This window comes from Kaistia hirudinis (genome assembly GCF_014196455.1).
In the GTDB taxonomy this organism is placed as follows: domain Bacteria; phylum Pseudomonadota; class Alphaproteobacteria; order Rhizobiales; family Kaistiaceae; genus Kaistia; species Kaistia hirudinis.
The window spans coordinates 191736-212792 of sequence record NZ_JACIDS010000002.1 but is presented as its reverse complement, the minus strand read 5'-3'; the positions used below and the strand labels follow the sequence as shown (position 1 = coordinate 212792).

Sequence of the window (21057 nt, the reverse complement as noted above, 5' to 3'; positions counted from 1 at the left end):
TCGCGCTAGCGTGAGGCAGCGCAGGGCGCCTGACAGGGAAACGGAGACAGACCAATGCAGCTGGGTATCATCGGCCTCGGCCGGATGGGAGGCAACATCGCCCGCCGCCTGATGCGCGGCGGCCACGAGACGGTGGTCTTTGACCGCGCCGCCGACGCCGTTGCGGCCATCGCCGCGGACGGCGCTTCGGGCGCGGACAGCATCGAGGCGCTGGTCGCCAAGCTCGCCAAGCCGCGTGCGATCTGGGTGATGCTGCCGGCCGGCCGCCCGACCGAGGACACGATCACCGCGCTTTCCGGCCTGCTCGAGCCGGGCGACGTGATCATCGATGGCGGCAACACCTTCTATAAGGACGATATCCGCCGCGCCAAGGCGCTGGCCGAGAAGAGCCTACACTATGTCGACGTCGGCACCTCCGGCGGCGTCTGGGGGCTGGAGCGCGGCTATTGCATGATGATCGGCGGCCCCGACGATGTCGTGCGCCGGCTCGATCCGATCTTCGCGACGCTGGCGCCGGGTCTCGGCACGATCACCCGCACCGCCGGCCGGCAGCCCGGCTCCGATCACCGGCCCGAGAACGGCTATCTCTATGCCGGCCCGGCCGGGTCGGGCCATTTCGTGAAGATGGTCCATAACGGCATCGAATACGGCATGATGCAGGCCTATGCCGAAGGCTTCGACGTTCTCAAGATGAAGAATTCGGGTGAGCTGCCGGAAGATCAGCGCTTCGATCTGAACATGGCGGATATCGCCGAGGTCTGGCGCCGCGGCTCGGTCATCTCGTCCTGGCTGCTCGATCTCACCGCGCAGGCGCTGGCGAGCGATGCCGAGCTCTCGCATTATTCCGGTGCGGTCGCCGACAGCGGCGAGGGCCGCTGGACGGTGGAAGCCGCGATCGAGGAAGCCGTTCCGATCCCGGTGCTCGCCACGGCGCTGTTCGCGCGCTTCCGCTCGCGCGAGGAGCACACCTATGGCGACCGCATGCTCTCCGCGATGCGCTTCGGCTTCGGCGGGCATGTCGAGATCCCGCAGTAAGGGACGCTTCGGCGCCTGACGCCTTCTGCTCTTCGCCTCCCCATCAGCGGGAGGCGAAGAGAGGGCTTCCGCCCTACCCCTTCAGGCCGCAGGCGGCGACGAGGTCCGACGCCGTGGCGCCGAGATCGAGGCCGTTGACGAGCTTCATCTCGGCGATCAAGTCGTCCGGCGCGCCGATCGCGTCGGTCCAGGCGGCGGCGATCGAGCCGGCGAAGAGGGCGACCGTATCGCAATCATTGCCGGCATTGGCCGCCGCGACGATCACCGCCCAGGGGTCGCCCGCCGCCGCGACGGCGAGGCCGACGGCCACCGGCACAGCCTCGGCCATCGGCAGGCCCGCGCCGATCACGGCGCCGAGCTCTTCCATCGCGCCATCGGCATCGCCCTCGAAATGTTCGGCAATCGCGAGCGCCAGTTCGAGGCGGCGGATGACGCTCGGCCCGGCCGCGAAACGGCCGCGGCTCGCCGCGAGCTTCTCGCCCGCCTCGGCCCCGGCCATCGCCGCATCGGCCATCGAGATCGAGCCGTCGCGCGCGAGGCCGGCGGCGATCGCCGCCGCCACGGCACCGGCGCCCGACCAGGCGATCTGCGTATTGTGCGTCGGCGCCGAGAGGATCGCGGCCACGTCGACCGCGCCCTCGATATCGCCCGGCCGGATGCAGCCGGCGACGGGCGCGCGCATCGCGGCGCCATTGGTCGTGCCCATCGAGGCCGAATAGAGCGCCGGCGTCGCGACGACGGACGGATCCTCGCCCGCCTTCAGCCGCAGGATCGCGGCCTGCGTCGTCGGGCCGGCGAAGCGGCCGAAGCCGCGCGGGTCATCCGCCCAGCGGATCAGACCGCGCGCCGCGTCGGCGAGCGTCGGCTGGCCCTTCGATTCGATGACGATCTCGGCCATGGCGAGCATCTGCGTCGCGTCGTCGGTCAGCGAGCCCGGCACCGAGCCGATCGAGAACGGCGCCATGGGCGGCGGCGCGAAGAAGCGCGTGATGCGGCCGCCGAACACGGCGGGAATGTCGCCCGGATACATCGCCTCCGGCGGCGCGCCGAGCGCATCGCCGAGGCAGGCGGCGGTGAGCACGTTCTCGATACGCTCGGACAGGGTGAGGGACGACTGGGTCAAGAAAGGCTCCATCGGCGAAAAAGAGTAAGAAGGAAAAACGGATCAGACGCCGGCGCGTGCCGGATCGACATGGCCATGCACGAGGAAATCGGCGGCGACGCGGGTCGCAAGGCCGGCCGCGTCGACGAAGCGATCGCCCCGCGCCAGCGCGAATGCTATGCCGGCTAAGAACGTATCGCCTGCACCGGTCGTGTTGGCGGGGCGGATTGGAAGGGCCGGTACGTGGACGGAGCGGCCCCCCTCATGCACCAGCACGCCATCACCGCCCAGCGTGACGCAGACGCGTCGCGTCCCGCCGGAGAGCGCCTGCGCCAGCGCCTCGGCGCGGTCCAGAAGAGTGCCGGAGACGATCTCGCGCTCGCACCAGGCGGCGAGCGCCGTCTTGTTGGTGCAGATGACGTCTGCCGTCGCCGCCGTGGCGAAGGTCGCGTCCCAGCCATGGATGCGGATGCCGGTGAATTCCATGTCGATCAGCGACAGCCCGCCCTCGGCGCGCACACGGGCGAAGAGGCGCTGGATGGCGGCCGGATCGAAGAAATTGCAGGTGACGAGATCGCCCGGCGCAACGCTCAGCGTCTCCCCCAGCCGCGTCACGAGGTCGCCATGGATCGGCGCGAGCACGATCGCCTTCTCGCCGGTCTTGTCGACCAGGATGACGCAGGAGCCGCTGGCGACGCCCGGCAGCCGCTCGATCGCGACCTCGAGCCCGGCGACGCGCTTCATCTCCTCGATCAGGAACGTGCCCGTGAGGTCGTCGCCGACCGTTCCGACGAAGGTCACCGGCGCATGCAGCGCCGCCAGCGCCCGCGCGGTGAAGACGCCCTGCCCGCCCGCCACTTCGCGATAGGACGACGCGAACATCTTCTCGTCATGAGCCGGCAAATGATCGATCTCGAAGACGCGATCGAGATCGACGGTGGAGAGGCAGTAGATGCGGCTCATGACGGATCGCTCATTGTTCGGCCTTTTCTAGAGGCTGAAGCCTGCCTTGGATAGGGCGCCGAGCCAAATCCGCCCGCTGCGGGAACGCGCGGCGAAAACGAAAAGGCCGGCCGCCCCAAGGGCGACCGGCCGGATTTGCGAGCGATGCTGCGCTCAGAGCAGGTCGTAGCGGTCGAGTTCCATCACCTTGGTCCAGGCCGCGACGAAGTCCTTGACGAACTTCTCCTTGGCATCCGAGCTCGCATAGACCTCGGCGAGGGCACGCAGCACCGAGTTCGATCCGAAGACGAGGTCGGCGCGCGTCCCGGTCCATTTCACGGCGCCGGACTTGCGGTCGGTGCCTTCATAGACGCCCTTCGAGCCCGGAACGGCCTTCCACTGCGTCGACATGTCGAGCAGGTTCACCAGGACATCATTGGTGAGCACGCCCGGCCGGTCGGTCAGCACGCCATGGGTGGTGCCGTCCGTATTGATGTTGATCGCGCGGAGACCGCCGATCAGCACCGTCATTTCCGGCGCGGTCAGCGTCAGGAGCTGCGCCTTGTCGATCAGCGCCACCTCGGCCGGCACGGAGAGGCCGTCCTTCTGGTAGTTGCGGAAGCCATCGGCCAGCGGCTCCATGACGGAGAAGGCGTGGATGTCGGTCTCTTCCTGCGTCGCGTCGGTGCGGCCTGGCCGGAACGGCACCGCCACGTCGTGGCCGGCCGCCTTCGCCGCCTGCTCGACGCCGGCATTGCCCGCCAGCACGATCAGATCGGCGAGCGAGACCTTCTTTCCGCCGGCCGCATTCGCGTTGAACTCGGCCTGGATGCCCTTCAGCACTTCAAGCACCTTGGCGAGCTGCAGCGGCTGGTTGACCTCCCAGTCCTTCTGCGGCGCGAGGCGGATGCGCGCGCCATTCGCGCCGCCGCGCTTGTCGCCGCCGCGGAAGGTCGAGGCGGAAGCCCAGGCCGTGGCGACGAGTTCCGACACGGCGAGGCCGGCGGCAATCACGCGCGCCTTCAGCGCTGCCGCATCGGCGGCGTCGATGAGCGGGTGATCGACCGGGGGCACCGGATCCTGCCAGATCAGCACTTCCTTCGGCACTTCCGGGCCGAGATAGCGCGAGCGCGGCCCGAGGTCGCGATGCGTCAGCTTGAACCAGGCGCGTGCGAAGGCCTCGGCGAAGGCCTGCGGGTTCTGCAGGAAGCGGCGCGAGATCTTCTCGTAGATCGGGTCGAAGCGCAGCGACAGGTCGGTCGTCAGCATGCGCGGCTTCTGCTTGCGCGTCGGATCGAAGGCGAGCGGGATGTCGTCCGGCCCGTCCTTGGCCTCCCACTGGATCGCGCCGGCGGGGCTGCGGGTCTGGACCCACTCGAACTTGAACAGGTTCTCGAAGAAGAGATTGGTCCACTGGGTCGGCTGCTGGGTCCAGGTGACTTCCAGGCCGCTGCCGATCGCGTCCTTGCCCGAGCCGCTGCCATAGGTGCTCGCCCAGCCGAGGCCCTGCGCCTCGATATCGGAGGCTTCCGGGTCGGGGCCGACATGCGTCGCGGGACCAGCGCCATGCGTCTTGCCGAAGGTGTGCCCGCCGGCGATCAGAGCGACCGTCTCCTCGTCATTCATCGCCATGCGCGCGAAGGTCTCGCGGATATAGGCGGCCGCCTCGATCGGATCGCCGCTGGCGTTCGGGCCCTCCGGGTTGACGTAGATGAGGCCCATCTCGGTCGCGGCGAGCGGGTTGTCGAACTTCTCCAGCCGGCGATGGCTGAGCCAGGCACGCTCGGCGCCCCAGTTGATGTCCTGGTCGGGTTCCCATGTGTCCTCGCGGCCGGCCGCGAAGCCGAAGGTGCGGAAGCCCATATTCTCGAGCGCGACATTGCCGGTCAGGATCAGCAGGTCGGCCCAGGAGATCTGCTGGCCGTATTTCTGCTTGATCGGCCAGAGCAGGCGGCGCGACTTGTCGATGTTGACATTGTCCGGCCAGCTGTCGAGCGGCGCAAAGCGCTGCTGGCCGCGGCCCGCTCCGCCGCGCCCGTCGGCGAGGCGATAGGTGCCGGCGGCGTGCCAGGACATGCGGATGAACTGCGGGCCGTAATTGCCGAAATCGGCCGGCCACCAATCCTGCGAATCCGTCATCAGCTGGCGGAGATCGTTCTTCAGCGCCTCATAGTCGAGCTTGCCGAACGCCTCGCGATAGCTGAAGCCGGGGTCGAGCGGATCGGACTTTTCCGAATGCTGGCTCAGCAGGTCGACGCGCAGCTGGTTCGGCCACCACTGGCTGTTCTGCGTCGCGCCCGCGCCGTGGTCCACCGGGCATTTGCCGGCGCTGTCTTCGGTCTTGGCATCCATAGCTCTCTCCGATCTCCGCTCGTTCGCTTGGCGTCTTTGTCGAGGTGGCTCTTCAGTGTCGGCGCGACATCTCGCGATCGCTCCGCGCCTCCTTGGCCGGGCGCCGGATCACCGGCGCACCGCTTCTCTCCTCCGCCATCTTTCTAGCAAATCTCGCTCATTGGATTAATTCTGATTTTCGGATTGGAACGATAAGCGGAGATTATCGCACGGCCATGTCGCGCGTTCCGCATTGACTTTGTCATACAATCGTACGAGCCTCGGCGTATCAGCATCGAGGCTCTTCATGGACCGTGATTTCGAGGCGGCACTCCGGACGGCGTTCAAGGAGTATTCCGAGTTCTATCGTGGCCGCGGCTTCATGCGCCGGCTCGGCTTCGGCGCACGTCCGGCGATCGTGAATGTCGACCTCGCCAAGGCCTGGACGACCGAGGGCAGCGCGTTTGCCTGCGACGGCATGGAGACGATCATCCCGTCGACGCAGAAGCTGATCGCAGCGGGGCGCGCGCTCGGCCTGCCGATCGTCTTCACGACCTGCGCCTATGACATCGTGGACGGGCCGTTCGCCGATACCGGGCTCTGGGGCAAGAAGATCCCGCTCGAACATCTCAAGGCCGGCAGCCCGCTCTGCGAGATCGACGACCGGCTGGAGCGGCGCGACGACGAGCTTCTGGTCGTCAAGAAGCGCGCCAGCGCCTTCGAGGGCACGGATCTCGCCGGCTATTTGACCAGCCTCGGCGTCGACACGGTGATCCTGACCGGCGTGACGCTCTCCTCCTGCGTGCGCATCTCCTGCGAGGATGCGCTCTGGGCCGGCTTCCGGCCGATCGTGGTGCGCGAATGCGTCGGCGACCGCATCGCCGGCGCGGTCGAATGGAACCTCTTCGACATCGACGCCAAGTTCGGCGATGTCGAGAGCCTCGAGACCGTGCTCACCTATTTCTCGCATCTGCCGACGCGCAATGTCTGAGCGGCCCGGCCGCAGCCTTCAAGGAATGTCCATGGCAAAGATCGGCGTCGATGTCGGCGGCACCTTTACCGACCTCGTGCTGGAAAAGGCGGAGGCGGGCCCCGACGGCCGTACCGTCTTCGTGCACAAGGTGCCCTCGACGCCCGCAGATCAGTCGATCGGCGTCGTCGACGGCATCCTCGCCATCTGCCGCCTTGCCGCGGTCGATCCGAAGGCGGTCGAACTGGTCGTGCATGGTACGACGGTCGCGACCAACATCACGATCGAGCAGAACGGCGCCGAAGTCGGCATGCTGACGACCAAGGGCTTCCGCGACCTCCTGCACATCGCCCGCCACAAGCGGCCCCACAATTTCTCGCTGCATTTCGACGTGCCCTGGCAGTCGAGCCCGCTGGTCAGGCGGCGCAACCGCATGCCCATCACTGAGCGGATCATGCCGCCGGACGGGCACGTCGAGACGCCGATCGACCTCGACGAAGTCCGCGCCGCGGTGCGCGAGCTGAAGGGCCGCGGCGTGGAGGCCGTCATCGTCTGCTTCCTGTTCTCGTTCCTCAACGACGCGCATGAGAAGGCGGCCCTGGAGATCGTGAAGGAGGAGATGCCGGAGGCCTTCGTCTCCGCCTCCTCCGAGGTCGCCAATGTCATCCGCGAGTTCGAGCGCTTCTCGACCACGGCGATGAACGCCTATGTCGGTCCGCGCACGGCGCGCTATCTGCGCAATCTCGAAAGCCGCCTTAAGAGCCACGGCATGGATGCGGAACTGCGCATCATGCAGTCGAATGGCGGCATCGGCACGGTCGCGACCTGCTCGGAGCGCCCCGTCACGATCCTGATGTCCGGCCCGGCCGGCGGCGTGATCGGCGGGCGCTGGGCCGGCGCCATGTCGGATGTCGGCAATGTCATCACCATCGATATTGGCGGCACCTCGGCCGATATCGGCGTCATCGCCGATGGCGAGATCCGCATCATGAACCCGCGCGATACGGTGGTGGCGCATCATCCCGTGCTCGCGCCGATGCTCGATCTCGACACGATCGGCGCCGGCGGCGGCTCGATCGCCTTCAAGGACGCCGGCGGCGCCTTCCGCGTCGGCCCGCGCTCGGCCGGCGCCGCGCCCGGCCCCGCCTGCTATGGCAATGGCGGCACGGAGTCGACGGTGACCGACGCGCATGTCGTGCTCGGCCGCCTCGATCCGGAGCGCTTCCTCGGCGGCGACATGCGCATCGATCCGGCGCTCGCCGAAAAGGCGGTCCGCGAGAAGATCGCCGAGCCCTTCGGCATGAGCCTCACCGAGGCCGCGCTCGGCATCGTGACCATCGTCAATGCCAATATGGCCCTCGCCATCCGTTCGAATTCGGTGGCGCGCGGCTTCGATCCGCGCCGCTTCTCGCTGATGCCGTTCGGCGGCGCCGGCCCGCTGCATGGCGTCGCGCTGGCCGAGGCCGTTTCGGCCAAGGAAGTGATCGTGCCGCCCGCGCCCGGCATCACCGCCGCCATGGGCCTGCTGGCGACGCGCATGGCCTATGAGTTCACGCGCTCGACGCCGACGCTGCTCACCGGGCCGCATGCGGGCGATCTTTCCGCCGTCAATGCGACGCTCGCCGAGCTCACCGCGCTGGCGGCCGAGCGGCTTTCGGCCGATGCGGTCGAGCCGGCGCGCCATCGCTTCGAGCGGGTCGCCGAATGCCGCTACCAGGGCCAGGGCTTCGAACTCCGCACGCCGTTGCCGGAGGGCGAACTCGGGCCGGAGAGCACGGCGGCGATCGCGGAGGCCTTCCACACCGTGCATCGGCGCGACTATGGCTACGGCTTCGACGATGGCGTGGTCGAGATCGTGACGCTGCGCGTCATCGGCTTCGCCGAAGTGCCGCCGCTGGTCTGGCCGGAGCTCGCCGCGGCGCCGTCGCAGGATCTCTCCGCCGCGCTTCTCTATGAGCGGCCGACGACCTTCGACGACGGCAAGACGGTGCCAACACCGCGCTATGACCGCGACAGACTGCGCGCCGGCCACGCCGTGCCGGGTCCGGCGATCATCCTGCAGCACAATTCGACCACGCTGGTGCCGCCGGGCTTCACCGCGCGCGTCCACCGCTCCGGCAATATTCACATCGCGCGGGAGGCGTGATCATGACCATCGATCCCGTCACGCTGCAGGTCATCGGCGGTGCGCTGCACACCATCGCCAAGGAGATGGCCTACGTCCTCTACCGCATGTCGTTCTCCTCGATCATCCGCGAGAGCGAGGACCTCGGCGCCGGTCTGTTCGATGCGAATTTCGCGACGCTCTGCGAAAGCGACAACACGCCGCTGCATATCGGCTCGATTCCCGGCTATCTGCGCGGTATCGACGCGACCATGACCACGCCCTGGCGCGAGGGTGACGTCGTCATCCACAATCACCCCTATTTCGGCGCCAGCCATTCGCCGGACATCGCCGTCGTCGTGCCGGTCTTCTTCGAGGGCCGGCATGTCGGCTTCGCCGCCAATACCGCGCACCACGTCGATATCGGCTCTGCGACGCCCGGCCTCATCGTGGATATCCAGGATATCTTCGGCGAGGGGATGCTGCTGAAGGCCGCCAAGCTCTATGAGGGCGGCGTGCGCAACGAGACGCTCTGGAATTATCTCCGCGACAATTCCCGCGTCGGCCGGCAATTGCAGGACGATCTCGGCGCGCAGATCGCCTCGGCCCAGCTCGGCGCCAAGCGCTTCCAGGAACTCTACGCCACTTACGGCGCCGACACCGTCGAGGCGGCCTCGGCGGAGCTGATGAACTATACGGAGCGCATGCTGCGCCAGGCGATCGCCGCCATTCCCGACGGCGACTACACCGCCGAGAGCTGGCTCGACGATGACGGGCGCAACCGCAATGTCCGTCTGCCGATCAAGGTCTGCGTGCGCATTCGCGGCGACGAGGCCGAGGTCGACCTGACCGGCTCCTCGCCGCAGGTGCCGACGGCATTCAACGTGCCGTTCGAAGGCTCGACCAAGGTCGCCTGCTATGTCGCCTTCCGCTCGCTGCTGCTCGACGCCTACACATCGGCCGTGCCCGTGCCGGCCAATGAGGGCTCGTTCCGGCCGATCAAGGTGACGGCGCCGAAGGGCACGATCTTCAACCCGATCTTCCCGACCGCCGCCTCGGCGCGCTTTTCGCAGTGCAACCGGATGATCGACTGCATCATCCGCGCGCTCTCGCCGGTCCTGCCCGACAAGGCGATCGCCGGCTCGTCGGCCTCGCTCTCCTTCGTCGCCTATTCGGGCCTGCGCAAGGAAAGCGGCGACTACTGGGTCTTCATCGAAGTGAACGAGGGCGCCTATGGCGGCCGCCCGCGTTCGGATGGACCGGATTCGATCGACAATCTCATGGCCAATACCCGCAACAATCCGATCGAGGATCTCGGCATGCACCTGCCGATGATCTGCGACCGTTATGAGCTGCGCGACGATGTCGAATGCGGCGCCGGCAAGTTCCGCGGCGGCATCGGCGTCGTCAAGGAACAGCGCCTGCTCGATGGCGGCTGGCTGACGCACGAAGCCGAGCGCCATACCGACAAGCCCTGGGGTCTGTTCGGCGGCGCGGACGGGGCGGAAGGGCGGGTCGACATCTTCAACCATGCGAACCGCGACGGCACCACCGAGGCCCAGTATGCGAAGATCTCCGGCGTCGTCATGAAGGCGGGCGACACGATGGCGTTCTATTCGCCCTGCGGCGGCGGCTATGGCGACCCGCTCGAGCGGCCGGCCGAAACCGTGCTCGACGACGTGCTCGACGGCTTCTGCACGCGCGCCTATGCCGAGCGCGCCTATGGCGTCGTCATCAGCCCCGATCACACGCTCGACCTTGCCGCGACGACGGCGCGGCGCGCCGCGATGGAGGCCGCGCGATGATCATCGCCGTTCCGACGCTCGCGATCCGCCGCCAGTTCGTGCTCACGGACATCACCACCGCCGAGGCCGGTCTCGCGGCCGACCGGCCGCTCGTCAAGGTCGCGGTCGTGGTCGTCCTGAACAACCCCTTCGCCGGCAAACCCTTCACCGAGGATCTCTCGCCGCTGATCGCTCCGAGCGCCGCGCTCGGCAGCGCCATGGCGGCGGCGGCCGTTGAGGCCATGGGCGGCGCGCCGATCGAGAGCTATGGCAAGGGTGCCGTGGTCGGCCTGAACGGCGAACAGGAGCACGGCATCGCGCTCATCACGACGCCGTTCGGCGATTCGCTGCGCGCCGGCATCGGCGGCGGGCAGGCCTGGATCTCGTCCTTCTCCAAGCGCGCGGCGCCCGGCACGGTCATCGACGTGCCGCTGGCGCACAAGGACGCGCTCTATGTCCGCTCGCATTATGACGGCATCAGCGTGCATCTGCCCGATGCGCCGCTGCCCGACGAGATCGCGATCCTCGCGGCCTTCGCCTCGCGCGGTCGGCTGAACGCGCGGCTCGGCGGCGTCGATGCGGCCGAGATTGTCGGCGAGGACGGGCTCCGCTGATGTCCGGTCCGCTCGCGCCGCCAGCCCTCCTCTCCGTGCGCCAGCAGGCGAGCGAATTGCTGCGCGTCGCGATCTATGACGGCGAGCTGCGTCCCGGCGACCGGCTGACCGAGCGCGAGATCTGCGAGCGCTACGGCGTCTCCCGCACCATCGCGCGCGAGGTGATCCGCGAGCTCGAGGGCGAGCGGCTGATCGAGAGCAACCGCCGGCACGGCTTCATCGTCACGCGGATGAGCGCGGCCGAGATCGGCGATCTCTATCATGTACGGATCCTGCTGGAGGCCGAGGCCTCGACGCTCTGCGCCGCCAATATGACGGCGGAGCGTGCCGAGCGGCTCGATGCCGCCTTCGCCGCGATCGAGGCCGCCGCCCGCTCAGGCGACCGGCAGGCGCAGCGCGACTCGAACGGCCGCTTCTATGACGAGGTCTTCGCCGGGGCCGGCAATATCGTGCTCGGGCAGATCCTCTCCGCGCTGCACAGCCGCGTCTCGTATCTGCGCTCGCTCTCCATGTCTCAGCCGGGGCGCCCGGCGGCGAGCCTCGAGGAGATGCGCGCGTTCTGCGCCGCGCTCAAATCCGGCGACGGCGCCGAGGCGGCGCGCCTTTCCACCCACCACATCCGCGCCGCGCGCGCGGTGGCGCTCAGCGCCATCGCCGCGATGGACGCGCCCTCATCATGATGGAGGCCTCGGCCAAGATGACCATCCTCGTCACCGGATCGAGCGGCTTCGTCGGCCTCAACATCGTCGAGCACCTCCTCGCGCGCGGCGACGACGTCATCGGCGTCTCCGACCGCCCCGTGCCGCAGATCGCGGCCCTCGCCTTCGCCGAGCTGCCCGGCCGCCTGGTGCAGATCGTCGCCGATGTGCGCAGCCAGCACGCCATGCAGCGCATCATGAGCGAATATGGCGTCAAGCGCGTGGTGCACGCGGCAGCCGTGACCTCGAACACGGCGCGCGAACGCACCGAGGCCTGTCACACGGTCGGCGTCAATATGGGCGGGCTCACCGCCGTCGCCGGCGCCGCGGCGGCGCTGGGCGTCGAGCGCTTCGTCTTCGTCTCGTCCAACGCGGTCTTCGGCGGCGGCGTGCCCGACTATGCGCTGCTGGACGAGGACTGGCCGAAGGCACCCGGCACGATCTACGCGCTGTCGAAATGGACCGGCGAGATGATCCTCGACCTGCTCGGCGCCTCGACCGGGCTCGACTGGGTCGCAGGGCGGCTCGCCGGCGTGTTCGGCCCATGGGAATACCGCACCGGCATCCGCGACTTCATGAACCCGGTCTTCCAGGCCAATACGCTCGCGATCGCCGGCCGGCACGCCTTCCTGCCGCGGCGGGGCAAGAGCAACTGGCACTTCGCGCGCGACGCCGCCAGCGCACTGGTCACGCTGCTCGACACACCCTCGCACAGGCACAAGGTCTATAATCTCGGCACGCCCTATGTGTGGTCGATCGCCGACTGGTGCGACCGTCTCGCCGCGCGTTTCCCGGCGTTCCAGATCCATGTCGGCACGGGTGACGGCGCGCCGATCGACCTCTATGGCGACCATGATGGCGGCATCCTCTCCGGCGACCGCTTCACGCAAGAATTCGGGCCGACCGGCCGTTTCGATCTCGACGCCGCCTTCGAACATCTGATGGAATGGCAGGAACGGCACGATCAGTTCGGCCTGCGGAGCGCAGCATGACCCCCGTCTATCGCGGCTATGACCAGGAGGGGCTCGACGCGCAATATGAGCGCCTGGTAGCGCCGGATTCCTATGCGATCTTCGATCGCTGGCGCGCCCGCAGCGACGCAAGCGCCGCGAAGCGCCCCTGCATCGTCGATATCGCCTATGGCCCGTCGGAGATGGAGAAGCTCGACGTCTTCCCCTCGGCCGATCCGGACGGCCCGATCCTGATCTATATCCATGGCGGCTACTGGATCTGGAAGGACAAGGTGGATTTCCGCTTCGTCGCGGAAGGCGTCGTCGACGCCGGCGTCAATCTCGTCGTGATCAATTATGCGCTGACGCCGCATGTGACCATGGACGAGATCATCCGCCAGGTGCGCGCCGCCGTCGCCTTCACCTGGAAGAATGCGGGCGGCGTCATCCCCGGCAACCGCAACCGCATCTTCCTCGCCGGCCATTCCGCCGGCGGCCATCTGACGGCCATCGCCGCCTCGACGCATTGGCAGAGCTTCGACGCCGCGCTGCCACCCGAGATCGTCGCCGGGGGCCTCGCCGTCTCCGGCCTCTACGATCTCGAACCGATCCGCCTCTCCTATCTCAACGAGACCGTCGGCCTCGACGAGCCCATGGCCTGGCGCGGCAGCCCGATCTGCCAGACCAAGATGGAAATGCCGCCGCTCACGCTCGTCTGCGGCGGCGGCGAATCCGACGAATTCAAGCGCCAGCAGCGCGACTACGCCGCCACGCTCGAACGCGGCGGCGCGATCGTCCCGACGCTCGAGATCGGCGATTTGCACCATTTCGCGGTGATCGAGACGATCGCCGAGCCGGGCAGCGAACTGAACGCGGCGCTTCTCAAGCGCATGGCCGTCTGAGGCGACGGGGCTGAGGGCGGTTGATCTCGCGAGCCCCAGCGTGCGGGCCGGTCGCCGTTTGATAATTCTCCCCGTCAGGCCTTGGCCGTCAGCGCCTGCCATGCCGCATAGGAATCCATATAGTCGCGCCAACGCGCGATCTTACGATCCTTGATTTCGATGACCGAGCAAAAGCGGTTTTCATAGCGGACCCCGGTTGAAAGGATCGTGCCGTGAACGTCGTATTCGATGGTGACGACACGGCCGCTGTCGGCGGCGTTGACGATCAGCCCGTCGGCGGAACGCAGGCAGATGCCTTCTACATAGCTCAGGAAAGCTGCCATCAGATCGGAGCGGCCTCGGATGATGCGCGGCCAGCCAAGCTCGTAGCGGACCTCATAGGAGACATCGTCGGCGACGATATCGAAGAAATGCGCACCATCAACGCGTTCGCCGAGCGCCTGCCGGACCAGCGTGAAATAGGGTTCTGCTCCTCGATAGGCCGCATAAGGTGTTTGGGCCGCATTGGTCTTCCCGATCATCCCGGTCTCCTTCGTCAAATTGCCGCCTGCCGCTCACGCGACCGACCGCAGCGCCCAAGCCGCGGCATGGCGCCGGGCGAAAACCTCGAACGACGTCGCCGGCCTGCCGGTGACGCGTTCGACATCGGTGTTCGGCCGCGCGCCGTTGCCGGAGATGATGCTGCTCGTTAGCCAACGCAGCATCACCGCATAATCGGCCGGCACGAAGCCTGCCTCGACCGCACTGCCAATCCAATGTTCCGGATCGACATCGTTGCTGGCGATCGGACGACCGACCGCCCGGGAGACGATATCGACTACCTGGTCCATGGTGAGCGCATGCGGCCCGGTCGGCGCGTAGTGCGCCCCGGCGTGAGCATCCGGGTCGACCAGCGTCTCGACCGCCACTGCCGCGATATCCGCCGCGTCGACATAGGCCTCCGCACCGCCGCCAGTCGGCACGGTGAAGGTGTCGCCAATGAGCGGCAGGTGCTGGTCGGCGAAGTTCTGCATAACCCAGGCGGGGCGCAGGATCGAATGGCCTAAGGCTGTCCTGCCGGCCAGCTCTCGTTCGGCGGCATAGATATCGATCTCGGGCGGCGCCCTATCGCTGCCATAGGCACTCAGATAGGTCACATGCCGAACGCCGCGTTGCTCCGCGAGATCGAGGAAGGTGGCAACTTGACCGGCAAACCGAGTCCGCATGACAGGCGTGACGAGGTAGACGCAGTCGGCCCCTTCGAGCGCCGGCCCATATGTGGACTGGTTGTCCCAATCGAAGACGACATCCCCGCCGTGGCGCGCTGCCCGGCGGGCGTCCAGCCCGTGGCGGGCCAGCGTCTGCGCGATCAGCGCCCCACTTCGCCCGGTGCCGCCGAGAACGAGCGTTGTCTTCCGCGATGAACTCATCATCCGTCTTGCTCCCATGTTGCAACGTGATGTCATGATGAGACTACGGACTGATCGTATCAATGCGCTAACGTCTCGATTATTTAATCAAAACGCTCATCCAATTGACCGACTCGATCGTCCGATCTAGCCTGCGGCATGGACCTTCTGAACGACCATCTGTTACGGGCGCGCGCTTCGGGCGCCGTCTTCGCGCGCACCGTCGCAAGCCCGCCCTGGGGACTGCGGCTCGGCGGATCGATTCAGCTGGCCGTTCACGCGGTCGTCCAGGGGCGCGGATGGCTATGGCTCGACGATGGTGAGACCGAACCGATGCGGCTTACTCCGGGCGACGTCACGCTGGTGCGCGGCGGGCCGGACCATTCCATCGGGCATGAGCCCGGCGCCGAATGTCTCGATCCGGAGACATTCCGGGCCCGGCACGCGGGCGAGAGTGTTTCCGACGATCCGGGGGCGACCATCTTCCTGTGTGGCGCCTACCGGCTGTCCGGCGATATCGGCCGTGGCCTCCTCGCCGCGCTGCCACAGGTCATGCCGCTCACGCCGGCGATCGGCGACCCGCTGCGCGAGGTGATCAGTCTCTTGTCACGCGAGCTCTCTGCCTCTGAGCCCGGACAGAACACGGTCCTCGACCGCCTGCTCGACGTTCTTCTGGTCCTCGCTCTCCGTTCGAGCTTTCGCGAGAGCCCAACCACGCCGCGCTGGTATCGGGCGTCGGCGGATCCGCGCCTCAAGACGGCGTTGCAGGCGATTCATCAGGATGCGGCCCGGGCCTGGTCGGTCCCCGAGCTCGCGCGGATCAGCGGCCTCTCCCGCGCGTCCTTCGCCCGTATCTTCCGCGAGGCGCTCGGCCAGACGCCGATGGACTATCTCACCGACTGGCGCATGACACTTGCGCGCGATCATCTACGTGCCGATGACATGTCGCTCGCACAGATTGCCGAGAGGGTCGGCTACGGCTCGCCCTATGCTTTCGCCTCGGCCTTCCGGCGCCATCACGGGCAACCACCGGGCGCATGGCGGCTGCTGGAACTGGCCAATGCCGGCAACAGCGATGGAAGAGACCGCATTCACGGCGGCTGATCATCGGGCACATGACGGGAGCACGGGACGCTGCTCCGCTAGGCGGGCCACGCAATGAACCCGTCTGTCGCCAACAAGCCCCCCTCATCCACCCTTCTTCGCCGCGATCAGCGCCTGCTGGCAGGGCGGGGAGAGCTTGGCGAAATTGGCCTTGGCGCAGGCGGCGACGCGGCCTTCGCCCGGCGTGACGCCGGCGCAGACGGTCTTGAGGTCGGCCATGCAGGCGTCGCGCACCGCCTTGCGCTGCGCATCCGTCGGCTGCTGCGCGGCGGCGGCGGTCGTGGCGAGCGAGAGGATTGCGAGCAGGATCGAGACGGCGAAACGGCGGTGCATGGTCGGCTCCAATGGCTGGTGAAGCCACGATCACATCGCCGCGTTGCTCCGCGATGTCGTGCGCGTATCGATTTGTAACACCCCCCATTTGTGGTCCGGCACGGGGCGCCGGCGGCGCGTGAATGCCCGGTGAACACCCCCTTCAGCCGCCGTTCCGCCGCGTCTTCCTACAAGGAGGGCGTCACAACGCGGCACGGGCCGCAACGAAGGAGTGATCCCCATGATCCGTACCTCGCTCATCGGCGCCATCCTGCTCGCAGCGGCCGGCTTCGCCGCCAGCCCCGCCTCGGCGAACGATGTCCGCATCGAGCAGTATGGCTGGCAGAACTCGGCCGGCGGCGTCCAGAATGGCTGGCGCAACCGGGTCCGTGTCTATCAGGAAGGCCAGTTCAACAGCGCCACGGGCCAGCAATATGGCAGCCGCAACCTGTCGGCGATCGGCCAGCAGGGCGCGGGCAATTATGGCGCCACCTACCAGTATGGCGACCGCAATGTCGCCGGCATCGGCCAGTTCGGCTCGGGCCATACGGCGGTCCTGACGCAGGACGGCAATGGCAATGTCGCGGCCGGCGTGCAGGTCGGCCATGGCTGCGCCGCCGACGTCAACCAGGGCGGCAGCGGCAATGTCGCGGCCTTCGTGCAGGCCTGCCCCTGAGCCGGGCGGCAGTCCCGCTTTCGCGTCCGCCCCGCATCGAAACGGAGGAGAGGGCCGGCCGGCGCGCAACGCGCCGGGGCCCCTCCCCGCAGCAAAGGAGTTAAGTCCATGACCCGTCAGGACATGCGCTTCGCCGCCGTCGCCGTTCTGGTGCTGGCCGGTACGATCGCCGCCGGCGCGAATGTCGCCGCTGCCGGGCGCACGAGCGACAGCACCGGCACCGTCACGACCAGCGGCCCGATGCGCTGCGAGATCCGGCAAAGCCTCGAGGGCGACACGATCCTCATCCAGCCGGTCGTCCGCTCCGACCGCACCGTCAGCGGCGCCTACAGCCTCAGCCTCTCCGGCGGCGGCTCGGGCGGCTCGTCGAACATCCGCCAGGGCGGAGACTTCACGGCCGCGGCCGGCAGCGAGACACCGCTCGGACAGGTAAGCGTCAGCGCAGGCGGCATCTACAACGTCACGCTCAAGCTGACGGCAGGCGGCTCCAGCGTCAGCTGCGCCAAGAAGGTGACCGGCGCGATTTAGCGAGATCGATGTCTTGATTGGAGCACAGACGGCGCCACCAACGCCGCCGTCATCCCGGACTTGATCCGGGATCCATACCGCCGGTTCATCGGGCGCCTGGATGAACAGCAGCACAGCTGAATGGATCCCGGATCAAGTCCGGGATGACGGAGCTTTGTTCGGGCAGACCGTGAATCGATGCCAGACGCTGAGAAGAGAACGAACGGCCATCGGCGCCAGATGACCGCAAAGCATCGCTTTCCAAGGCCCCGGTATGACCGGGGCCTTTTCGTTATCCGGCGGCTGAACGATCTCTGAATGGCGCCTTCCGGCACGGTTCAGCCGACGAATGCGAAAGTGGCGACATCGCAAGGCAAGGCCCATCAGGAGACGCCGCCATGACCCGCACATTGCTCAAGACGCTGACCATCGCTGGCCTCGCCGCCCTGATCGGCGCGGCCCCGCTGGCGACCCCCGCGCTCGCCGGCGGCTCGGTCAGCTTCGCGCTCGCGCCGCGCAACGCTCAGGACGCGCAGATCATGGATTTCGGGCTGCGCGGCTATGCGCTCTATAACGGCATCCGCAGCGGCGCGCTGGTGCGCCAGTTCGGCCGCGGCAACCAGGCAGGCCTCGCGCAATATGGTGCCGGCAATGTCGGCGTGGTCCGACAGCAGGGCGATGGCCATGCCGCGACGCTGCAGCAGGTTGGCAACGCCAATTCCTACGGCATCTTCCAGTTCGGCCGGAACACGAATGCCGATGTCGTCCAGCAGGGCGACAGCGGAACGGGCGCGACCGTGCAGTTGGGCTGGTAGCCACCAGGCTCTTTGCTGGGTCGCGTTGTCTTCACGCGAACCGGGGCCACTTCGCTAAAAAACGCTCTCAGATCATCACGTCGCCGCCATTCATGTTGAGCGTCGCGCCGATGAAATAGGAGCCTTCGTCCGAGGCGAGCAGCAGCGCCGCGCCGGTGACTTCATCGACGCGGCCGAAACGGCCGATCGGCAGCTTTGCCGCAACCATGGCCTTCACCTCGGGCGGCACGCCGGCGCTCATCGGCGTCTCGATGATGCCGGGGCAGATGGCGTTCACCGTGATGCCGTCACGGGCGAGCTCATGTGCAAGCGCCTTGGTGAAGCCGATCACGCCGGCCTTGGAGGCGACATAGTGCGACAGCTCGGCCGCGCCCTTGTGCGCGAGCTGCGAGCCGAGATTGATGATCCGGCCCCAGCCGCGCGCCTTCATGCCTGGCACGACCTGCTGCGTGCACAGGAACGTACCGCGCAGATTGATGCCCATGACGCGGTCCCATTCTGAGACCGTCATTTCGGCAAAGGGCGTGTCGCGCAGCACGCCGGCATTGTTGACGAGGATATCGACGCCACCGAACTCCGCCTCGATCGCGGCGAAGGCGCTGGCGACGGACGCTTCGTCGGCGACGTCGCAGGCAAACGCCAGCGCAGCGTCGCCGATGCCGGCAGCGACCGCCCTCGCCGCCGCGATGTCGCGATCGAGGATCGCGACGCGCGCGCCCGCCGCCGCGAAGGTCTCGGCGATGCCGCGGCCAATGCCGCTGGCCGCGCCGGTGACGGCGGCGCGCCGCCCGCGAAGCTTGCTCATGAAGCGATCCTTTCAGGCGAACTGGGCGCGGAGATCGACCGTGCCGGTGACGCCGACATCGGCGAAATGCGCATCCAGCCATTCGTGCCCCGCCTCGCGCCCGGCATCGCGGAGCTGCTCGAAGAAGGCGGGAGAGGTGTCGAACTTGGTCGACGCGGAAAAGCGCTCCAGCGCCTTGCCGCCATCGATGCGGTGGACGCGGTTCCTCCGGTAGCGCTTCGGATCGAGCCGGCCCTCGTCGAGCATGCGATTGACGAAATCGATGGCGCGGAATTCGCGTAGGAGCGAGGCGTTGAACGTGATCTCGCTCATCCGCTCCAGGATCTCCTTGGTGCCGGTCGGCACGTCGTTGCGCTCGATCGGGTTGATCTGGACCAGAAGGATATCTTCCGCCTTCGTCTCGGTGAAGAAGGGGAAGAGCGCGGGATTGCCCATGAAGCCGCCATCCCAATAGGGCTCGCCATCGACCACCACGGTCTGGAACAGATAGGGCAGGCAGGCCGAGGCCATCACCGCATCGGCCGTGACCTCGCCATCGGTGAAGACCTTGATCTTGCCGTTGCGTACATTGGTCGCCGAGATGAAGAGCTTGGGCGAGGCCGCCGCGCGCACGCGCTCGAAATCGACGAGGCTCTCGACGAGATCGCGCAGCGGATTGATGTTGTGCGGGTTGAAACCATACGGAGACGTCAGGTTCGACATCATGTCGAGCCATTGCGTGGGGCGGAAGGCCGGGACGTTCCAGAACGACATCCAGCTTTGCAGCAGGTCGCGCGCCCCGCCGATCGTGCTGGCGCGCGAGACGCCGGTCCAGAATTCCGCCAGCCTTTCGCGCGCCGCCTCGTTGCCGCCGCGCACGAGGCCATCGGCCAGCACCACCGCGTTCATCGCGCCGGCGCTGGTGCCCGAAATGCCGTCAAAGGCGAGCCGCCCGTCCTCGAGCAGCGCGTCGATGACGCCCCAGGTGAAGGCGCCGTGCGCGCCGCCGCCCTGGAGCGCCAGATTGATCGTCCGCCGCCCCCCTTTGCCCTTGCCGGCGTCCGGACCCGCCTTCGCCTGGCCCGGGAAGAGGCGCGGGACCTTCATTCCGCGGTCCAGCCGCCGTCGATCGATTGCAGCGCGCCGGTGATGTTCTTCGCCGCATCGGTGGTCAGGAACAGGGCGAGGCCCGCGACTTCCTCCACCGTGACGAATTCCTTGGTCGGCTGCGCGGCGAGGAGCACGTTCTTCTTCACTTCCTCCTCGGAAATGCCGCGCGCCTTGGCCGTATCGGGGATCTGCTTCTCGACCAGCGGCGTCCAGACATAGCCGGGGCAGATCGCGTTCACGGTGATGCCCTGCTGCGCGACTTCGAGCGCCACCGTCTTGGTGATGCCGGCGATGCCGTGCTTGGCCGCGACATAGGCGACCTTATAGGGCGAGGCGACCAGCGCATGCGCGGAGGCCGTGGAGATGATGCGGCCCCAGCCCTTCTTCCGCATCGCCGGCAGCGCCACGCGGATGGCGTGGAAGGCGGCCGAGAGGTTGAGCGCGATGATCAGGTTCCACTTGTCGATCGGAAACTCGTCGATCGGCGCGACGTGCTGCACGCCGGCATTGTTGACGAGCACGTCGATCGCGCCGAACTCCTTCTCGACACCGCCGACCATGGCCGCGATCTCGTCCGGCTTGGTCATGTCGGCGCCAAAGTAGCGCGCCTCGACGCCGTTCTCGGACGCCAGCGCCGCGCGGATCGCCTCGATCTCGCCCGCGTCGCCGAAGCCGTTCAGGACGATATTCGCACCCGCCCCGGCGAGCGCCTTCGCGATCCCGAGCCCGATCCCCGATGTCGAGCCCGTGACGAGCGCCGTCTTGCCGGTAAGATGCTTGCCGTCAGCCATGATCCGTCTCCGATCGTTCGAGAGGTGGGATGCCTCTCCCCGCTCCCTATATATTGCAGTGCGAGAGGCGCGGAAACCGCATACGCATGCTGAAGGGTCCAATCGGGCGCCGAGGCGTGCTAGAAGGGCGGCATGCCG

Annotated in this window: 21 protein-coding genes; 12 read left to right on the top strand and 9 right to left on the bottom strand. The window is 67.6% G+C overall.

Annotated features, from left to right (window positions below; genetic code table 11):
• Positions 1-54: 54 nt before the first annotated feature.
• Positions 55-1035 (top strand): phosphogluconate dehydrogenase (NAD(+)-dependent, decarboxylating), encoded by a 981-nt coding sequence (gene gnd / locus GGR25_RS06120; RefSeq protein WP_183397882.1) that lies wholly within the window; start codon positions 55-57, stop codon positions 1033-1035.
• 73 nt (positions 1036-1108) lie between these two features.
• Here gnd and GGR25_RS06115 read toward each other — a convergent pair whose 3' ends face one another.
• The 3 genes from GGR25_RS06115 to katG all read right to left on the bottom strand — a co-directional run bounded on the left by GGR25_RS06115 (position 1109) and on the right by katG (position 5431).
• Positions 1109-2158, bottom strand: a complete 1050-nt coding sequence (locus GGR25_RS06115) for an ADP-ribosylglycohydrolase family protein (RefSeq protein WP_183397881.1) — start codon at positions 2156-2158, stop codon at positions 1109-1111.
• Positions 2159-2200: 42 nt separating this feature from the next.
• A complete protein-coding gene (locus GGR25_RS06110) occupies positions 2201-3100 on the bottom strand; it encodes a carbohydrate kinase family protein (RefSeq protein WP_183397880.1) in 900 nt (299 codons plus the stop codon).
• 153 nt (positions 3101-3253) lie between these two features.
• Positions 3254-5431 (bottom strand): catalase/peroxidase HPI, encoded by a 2178-nt coding sequence (gene katG, locus GGR25_RS06105; RefSeq protein ID WP_183397879.1) that lies wholly within the window; start codon positions 5429-5431, stop codon positions 3254-3256.
• A gap of 286 nt (positions 5432-5717) precedes the next feature.
• Between katG and GGR25_RS06100 the strand changes: the two genes are divergently transcribed.
• Genes GGR25_RS06100 through GGR25_RS06070 form a run of 7 tightly spaced genes read left to right on the top strand, consistent with a single transcriptional unit; the run spans position 5718 to position 13432 of the window.
• Entirely contained in the window at positions 5718-6401 is a 684-nt protein-coding gene (locus GGR25_RS06100) for an isochorismatase family protein (protein WP_183397878.1), read from the top strand.
• Between the two features lie 31 nt (positions 6402-6432).
• A complete protein-coding gene (locus tag GGR25_RS06095; RefSeq protein ID WP_183397877.1) occupies positions 6433-8526 on the top strand; it encodes a hydantoinase/oxoprolinase family protein in 2094 nt (697 codons plus the stop codon).
• Between the two features lie 2 nt (positions 8527-8528).
• Positions 8529-10289: a hydantoinase B/oxoprolinase family protein gene (locus GGR25_RS06090; RefSeq protein WP_183397876.1), complete on the top strand. Its 1761-nt coding sequence runs from the start codon at positions 8529-8531 to the stop codon at positions 10287-10289.
• On the top strand, positions 10286-10882 hold the full coding sequence (locus tag GGR25_RS06085) for an amino acid synthesis family protein (RefSeq protein WP_183397875.1): 597 nt from the start codon (positions 10286-10288) through the stop codon (positions 10880-10882). Before GGR25_RS06090 ends, GGR25_RS06085 begins: the two co-directional genes overlap by 4 nt.
• Positions 10882-11562, top strand: a complete 681-nt coding sequence (locus GGR25_RS06080) for a GntR family transcriptional regulator (RefSeq protein WP_183397874.1) — start codon at positions 10882-10884, stop codon at positions 11560-11562. Before GGR25_RS06085 ends, GGR25_RS06080 begins: the two co-directional genes overlap by 1 nt.
• Positions 11559-12572, top strand: coding sequence for an NAD-dependent epimerase/dehydratase family protein (locus tag GGR25_RS06075; protein WP_183397873.1), 1014 nt, complete (start codon positions 11559-11561; stop codon positions 12570-12572). The genes GGR25_RS06080 and GGR25_RS06075 overlap by 4 nt, the downstream gene beginning before the upstream one ends.
• Positions 12569-13432, top strand: coding sequence for an alpha/beta hydrolase (locus tag GGR25_RS06070; protein WP_183397872.1), 864 nt, complete (start codon positions 12569-12571; stop codon positions 13430-13432). Before GGR25_RS06075 ends, GGR25_RS06070 begins: the two co-directional genes overlap by 4 nt.
• A gap of 74 nt (positions 13433-13506) precedes the next feature.
• On the opposite strand, the gene GGR25_RS06065 is transcribed toward GGR25_RS06070, so the two are convergent.
• A complete protein-coding gene (locus GGR25_RS06065) occupies positions 13507-13953 on the bottom strand; it encodes a nuclear transport factor 2 family protein (RefSeq protein ID WP_183397871.1) in 447 nt (148 codons plus the stop codon).
• Between the two features lie 33 nt (positions 13954-13986).
• The gene (locus tag GGR25_RS06060) at positions 13987-14844 is read right to left on the bottom strand and encodes an NmrA family NAD(P)-binding protein (RefSeq protein WP_210299835.1); all 858 of its coding nucleotides are present in this window, start codon (positions 14842-14844) and stop codon (positions 13987-13989) included.
• Positions 14845-14979: 135 nt separating this feature from the next.
• Here GGR25_RS06060 and GGR25_RS06055 point away from each other — a divergent pair, with 135 nt between their 5' ends.
• Complete coding sequence (locus tag GGR25_RS06055) at positions 14980-15924, top strand: AraC family transcriptional regulator (RefSeq protein ID WP_183397870.1); 945 nt, start codon at positions 14980-14982, stop codon at positions 15922-15924.
• Between the two features lie 84 nt (positions 15925-16008).
• Here the strand turns inward: GGR25_RS06055 and GGR25_RS06050 are convergent, their stop codons facing one another.
• Complete coding sequence (locus GGR25_RS06050) at positions 16009-16257, bottom strand: hypothetical protein (protein WP_183397869.1); 249 nt, start codon at positions 16255-16257, stop codon at positions 16009-16011.
• A 220-nt stretch (positions 16258-16477) separates the two neighbouring features.
• Here GGR25_RS06050 and GGR25_RS06045 point away from each other — a divergent pair, with 220 nt between their 5' ends.
• From GGR25_RS06045 to GGR25_RS06035, 3 genes are all read left to right on the top strand, one after another.
• Positions 16478-16912 (top strand): curlin, encoded by a 435-nt coding sequence (locus tag GGR25_RS06045; RefSeq protein WP_183397868.1) that lies wholly within the window; start codon positions 16478-16480, stop codon positions 16910-16912.
• 108 nt (positions 16913-17020) lie between these two features.
• Complete coding sequence (csgH, locus tag GGR25_RS06040; protein WP_183397867.1) at positions 17021-17440, top strand: curli-like amyloid fiber formation chaperone CsgH; 420 nt, start codon at positions 17021-17023, stop codon at positions 17438-17440.
• Positions 17441-17817: 377 nt separating this feature from the next.
• Positions 17818-18234 carry a curlin gene (locus tag GGR25_RS06035; RefSeq protein WP_183397866.1) on the top strand — a complete coding sequence of 139 codons (417 nt, stop codon included), beginning with the start codon at positions 17818-17820 and terminating at the stop codon, positions 18232-18234.
• Positions 18235-18301: 67 nt separating this feature from the next.
• Here the strand turns inward: GGR25_RS06035 and GGR25_RS06030 are convergent, their stop codons facing one another.
• Genes GGR25_RS06030 through GGR25_RS06020 form a run of 3 tightly spaced genes read right to left on the bottom strand, consistent with a single transcriptional unit; the run spans position 18302 to position 20919 of the window.
• The gene (locus GGR25_RS06030) at positions 18302-19039 is read right to left on the bottom strand and encodes an SDR family NAD(P)-dependent oxidoreductase (protein WP_183397865.1); all 738 of its coding nucleotides are present in this window, start codon (positions 19037-19039) and stop codon (positions 18302-18304) included.
• 12 nt (positions 19040-19051) lie between these two features.
• Positions 19052-20125: a patatin-like phospholipase family protein gene (locus GGR25_RS06025; RefSeq protein ID WP_183397864.1), complete on the bottom strand. Its 1074-nt coding sequence runs from the start codon at positions 20123-20125 to the stop codon at positions 19052-19054.
• Complete coding sequence (locus tag GGR25_RS06020) at positions 20122-20919, bottom strand: 3-hydroxybutyrate dehydrogenase (RefSeq protein ID WP_183397863.1); 798 nt, start codon at positions 20917-20919, stop codon at positions 20122-20124. Before GGR25_RS06020 ends, GGR25_RS06025 begins: the two co-directional genes overlap by 4 nt.
• Positions 20920-21057 lie beyond the last annotated feature (138 nt).

What these genes read in the sequence shown, in the direction of transcription:
- gnd (WP_183397882.1), top strand. Translation starts at nt 55, where the DNA reads ATGCAGCTGGGTATCATCGGCCTCGGCCGGATGGGAGGCAACATCGCC.
- GGR25_RS06110 (WP_183397880.1), bottom strand. Translation starts at nt 3,100, where the DNA reads ATGAGCCGCATCTACTGCCTCTCCACCGTCGATCTCGATCGCGTCTTC.
- katG (WP_183397879.1), bottom strand. Translation starts at nt 5,431, where the DNA reads ATGGATGCCAAGACCGAAGACAGCGCCGGCAAATGCCCGGTGGACCAC.
- GGR25_RS06100 (WP_183397878.1), top strand. Translation starts at nt 5,718, where the DNA reads ATGGACCGTGATTTCGAGGCGGCACTCCGGACGGCGTTCAAGGAGTAT.
- GGR25_RS06095 (WP_183397877.1), top strand. Translation starts at nt 6,433, where the DNA reads ATGGCAAAGATCGGCGTCGATGTCGGCGGCACCTTTACCGACCTCGTG.
- GGR25_RS06090 (WP_183397876.1), top strand. Translation starts at nt 8,529, where the DNA reads ATGACCATCGATCCCGTCACGCTGCAGGTCATCGGCGGTGCGCTGCAC.
- GGR25_RS06085 (WP_183397875.1), top strand. Translation starts at nt 10,286, where the DNA reads ATGATCATCGCCGTTCCGACGCTCGCGATCCGCCGCCAGTTCGTGCTC.
- GGR25_RS06080 (WP_183397874.1), top strand. Translation starts at nt 10,882, where the DNA reads ATGTCCGGTCCGCTCGCGCCGCCAGCCCTCCTCTCCGTGCGCCAGCAG.
- GGR25_RS06075 (WP_183397873.1), top strand. Translation starts at nt 11,559, where the DNA reads ATGATGGAGGCCTCGGCCAAGATGACCATCCTCGTCACCGGATCGAGC.
- GGR25_RS06070 (WP_183397872.1), top strand. Translation starts at nt 12,569, where the DNA reads ATGACCCCCGTCTATCGCGGCTATGACCAGGAGGGGCTCGACGCGCAA.
- GGR25_RS06065 (WP_183397871.1), bottom strand. Translation starts at nt 13,953, where the DNA reads ATGATCGGGAAGACCAATGCGGCCCAAACACCTTATGCGGCCTATCGA.
- GGR25_RS06060 (WP_210299835.1), bottom strand. Translation starts at nt 14,844, where the DNA reads ATGATGAGTTCATCGCGGAAGACAACGCTCGTTCTCGGCGGCACCGGG.
- GGR25_RS06055 (WP_183397870.1), top strand. Translation starts at nt 14,980, where the DNA reads ATGGACCTTCTGAACGACCATCTGTTACGGGCGCGCGCTTCGGGCGCC.
- GGR25_RS06050 (WP_183397869.1), bottom strand. Translation starts at nt 16,257, where the DNA reads ATGCACCGCCGTTTCGCCGTCTCGATCCTGCTCGCAATCCTCTCGCTC.
- GGR25_RS06045 (WP_183397868.1), top strand. Translation starts at nt 16,478, where the DNA reads ATGATCCGTACCTCGCTCATCGGCGCCATCCTGCTCGCAGCGGCCGGC.
- csgH (WP_183397867.1), top strand. Translation starts at nt 17,021, where the DNA reads ATGACCCGTCAGGACATGCGCTTCGCCGCCGTCGCCGTTCTGGTGCTG.
- GGR25_RS06035 (WP_183397866.1), top strand. Translation starts at nt 17,818, where the DNA reads ATGACCCGCACATTGCTCAAGACGCTGACCATCGCTGGCCTCGCCGCC.
- GGR25_RS06030 (WP_183397865.1), bottom strand. Translation starts at nt 19,039, where the DNA reads ATGAGCAAGCTTCGCGGGCGGCGCGCCGCCGTCACCGGCGCGGCCAGC.
- GGR25_RS06025 (WP_183397864.1), bottom strand. Translation starts at nt 20,125, where the DNA reads ATGAAGGTCCCGCGCCTCTTCCCGGGCCAGGCGAAGGCGGGTCCGGAC.
- GGR25_RS06020 (WP_183397863.1), bottom strand. Translation starts at nt 20,919, where the DNA reads ATGGCTGACGGCAAGCATCTTACCGGCAAGACGGCGCTCGTCACGGGC.